General features: G+C 67.7%; 4 protein-coding genes. All 4 read right to left on the bottom strand.

Annotated features, from left to right (window positions below; all coding sequences use genetic code 11):
* A partial coding sequence (locus AC1DU6_RS25495; protein WP_477860506.1) for a nicotinate-nucleotide--dimethylbenzimidazole phosphoribosyltransferase occupies positions 1 to 754 on the bottom strand: 754 nt, incomplete at its 3' end.
* 168 nt (positions 755 to 922) lie between these two features.
* Complete coding sequence (locus tag AC1DU6_RS25490; protein ID WP_056201928.1) at positions 923 to 1,912, bottom strand: CobD/CbiB family protein; 990 nt, start codon at positions 1,910 to 1,912, stop codon at positions 923 to 925.
* A gap of 23 nt (positions 1,913 to 1,935) precedes the next feature.
* A complete protein-coding gene (locus AC1DU6_RS25485) occupies positions 1,936 to 2,619 on the bottom strand; it encodes a CoA pyrophosphatase (RefSeq protein WP_056201925.1) in 684 nt (227 codons plus the stop codon).
* A gap of 66 nt (positions 2,620 to 2,685) precedes the next feature.
* On the bottom strand, positions 2,686 to 2,979 hold a 294-nt coding region (rplS, locus tag AC1DU6_RS25480), incomplete at its 5' end, for a 50S ribosomal protein L19 (RefSeq protein ID WP_477860503.1).

Here is a 2,979-nt window from a genome sequence, read left to right as displayed (position 1 = left end):
CGATGACTCGGCGCTGCGCGGCGGCGGCCATGACGCTGCCGGCCATGGTGAGGATTTCGAAACCGCCGAGAGCCGCGGCGAGCTGCAACGGGGTCTCGGCGTCAGTGTTGGCCGCGAGCGCCTCTGCAAGCACGCCAAGCTTGCGGCCCAGGCCGGCGTCATCCAGACCGGTGCCGCGCCCCACACATTCGGCCAGCGGCAAACCCGTCAGGCGCTGCATCAAGAGGCTGGCCGACGAAGTGTTGCCGATCCCCATCTCACCCAGCAGCAGCGCATTGCCGGGCAAGCGCTCGACGAGGGCCATGCCATTGCGCAGCGCACGCTCGGCTTGTTCGGCCGTCATCGCCGGCCCGACGCTCGCGTCGGCCGTGCCCGCAGCAATGCGCAGGTCGACGGCCCCGTCGGCCAGCGGCGCATCGACGCCACAGTCGGCGATCGTCAGCGCCAGACCTTGTTGACGCGCCAGCACGGACACGGCCGCACCGCCGGCCAGCATGTTGGCCACCATTTGCGGGGTGACCTCGCGCGGGTAGGCCGATACGCCGCGCCGGGACAGGCCATGGTCGGCCGCGTAGACGACAAGCTGCGGCTCGCGCAGCGCGGGCCGCTCCACACCCTGGATCAGCGCGAGCTGCAGGGCCAGGGCCTCGATGCGGCCGAGGGCGCCCAGAGGCTTGGTCTTGTGGTCGATGGCGTGCTGCACGCGCGCAGCAAGTCCGGGCTCGGCCAGGGCCGGCAAGTTGGGAAAGTTCATTTCAATTGCTTTGCTTGATATCGGCGGGCCGAGCGCTGGGTCGCTCCCGAGCCGGCCCGCTCAGGCGATGTGCTTGCCGGTCAAACCGGCAAGCATCGCCGTCCCCTYGGGGGACCGRCCGGGSTCGCCCGCGTTCAGCGCGGCGAGACYGGRCGAGGGGCWCCATGACTAGCCGACGAGGTTGGCCAGGGTCAGCAACGCGAGCAGCAGCATCCACAGCACGACGGAACGCCAGACTAGGCCGACGACGCTTTGCAGATGACCGAGCTGCGGCGGTGCGCCGGCCGTGGAGCCGGCGGCGCCGGTGAACTCGGGTTCGGTACCGGCATCGAAGGTCTTGCTGCGATCCGGCGTGACGCCAGGCGCCGCAGCGCCGCCGAGCTGCAGGCCTACAGCGCCAGCGGCCGACGCGAGGATGATGCCCTCGTTGGAATGCAGCCAGAGGCTGGCGTCGCGGCGCCAGCCATTCACGGCCTCTTCGAAGTTGCCGACGATGGCAAAGCCGGTGGCTGTCAGCCGGGCGGGCAGGTGGTCAATCCAGGTGAAAGCCTGACGCGACAAGGCCAACAGGCGGGTGTTGGTCGGTGCGTCCAGCGTGCGGCTCTTGAAGGCCCAGTAGCGGCCAGCGAACTCGGCCATGCGGTAGACCACCGCGCCTGCCGGCCCCAGGCCGATGGTCGAGCAGACGATGAACCAGAAGAACACGCCAAAGACGTGGCGATGCGCGGCGAGCAGCGAATGCTCGATGACATGTCGGATCAGCTCGGTGCGCGGCAACTCGCTGGCATCCAGGTGGCGCCATTCGGCCAGCAACTGGCGCGCGGTGGCGTCGTCGCCGCGCTCGAGGGCATCACGGATGTCGGTGTAGTAGTGGCTGAACTGCCGGAAGCCCAGCGTCAGATACAGGATGAGGACGTCCAGCCCTAGGGCGAGCAGCACGCTGAAATGGCGCAGCGCCCAGTAGATCAGCGCAACGGCCAGGCCCGGCACCAGAACCGTGATGGCCCAGACGACGGCAGCATGGTGCTCGTCGCCAGCGTCGAAGTTGCGGCCCGTCCAGCGCACCCAGCCGATGACCGACTGGTGCACGCGGTTGCCATGCCTCAGGGGCTTGAGTTGCTCACACAACAGGGCCAGCAGCACCGCGAAGAAATTCATGGGCCGGGATGATAGTGGCGCGCTCAGGCGCCGCTGAGAAGACGATAGAAGTTGCGCAACATCGCGGCGGTCGCGCCCCAGATGAAGTACTCGCGTTCGGGCCCTTGCCAGGGCATGGACAGAAAGCGCCGCTCGGCGCCCGCGAACTCGAAACGGTGGTGGCGGTGGTGGGCCGGATCCATCAGGAAGGCCAGTGGCACCTCGAAGGCTTCGGCAACCTCGAAGTCGTCCAGCGTCAGCGTGAAGCCCGGCTCCACGAGGGCCACCACCGGCGTCACCTGGAAGGCCGTCACTGTCGAATAGACCGGCAACTGGCCAATGATCTCGATGTGCTGGCGCGACAGGCCGATCTCCTCCTCGGTCTCCCGCAGCGCGGTCGCGACGGGACCATCGTCCTCGGGCTCGACACGGCCGCCGGGGAAGCTGATCTGGCCGGCGTGATCGCGCAGATGGTCGGTACGCCGGGTCAGCAGCAGGTTCAAGCCTGCCTCTCGCTGCACCAGCGGGATGAGCACAGCGGCACCAGACGGCTCGCGATTGGCGAAGAGACCCCCGTCGCCGACGAACTCAGGCGTCCAGGCCGCCACCTCCGCCAGGCGCGCCCGTATGGCCGAAGCCGTCAGCGCCAAGTCTGGCACTGCCGGGAGATGATCATCGATGCTCGTGACCGGCACGAGTTGGGGCTGGGTGATAGCGGGGCGGGTCATGCGACAGAAAAACAAAAGCCGCCGAGAGCGTACGCCCTGGCGGCTTTGGCGGTAGGAACCGGCTGATTAAGCCAGCTTCTCTTTGATTCGAGCCGACTTGCCCGAACGCTGGCGCAGGTAGTACAGCTTGGCGCGACGGACGTCACCGCGGCGCTTGACTTCGATCGTGGCGATCAGCGGGCTGTAGAGCTGAAAGGTCCGCTCGACGCCTTCGCCGCTGGAGATCTTGCGGACGATGAAGCTGCTGTTCAGGCCGCGATTGCGCTTGGCAATCACGACGCCTTCGTAGGCCTGCACGCGCTTGCGGGTGCCTTCAACGACGTTGACGCTGACGATCACCGTGTCGCCAGGGGCGAAGGG

This window comes from Roseateles sp. P5_B10 (assembly GCF_056400485.1).
Note: the sequence above shows the minus strand (reverse complement) of the source record. Positions and strands in the feature narration are given on the sequence as shown.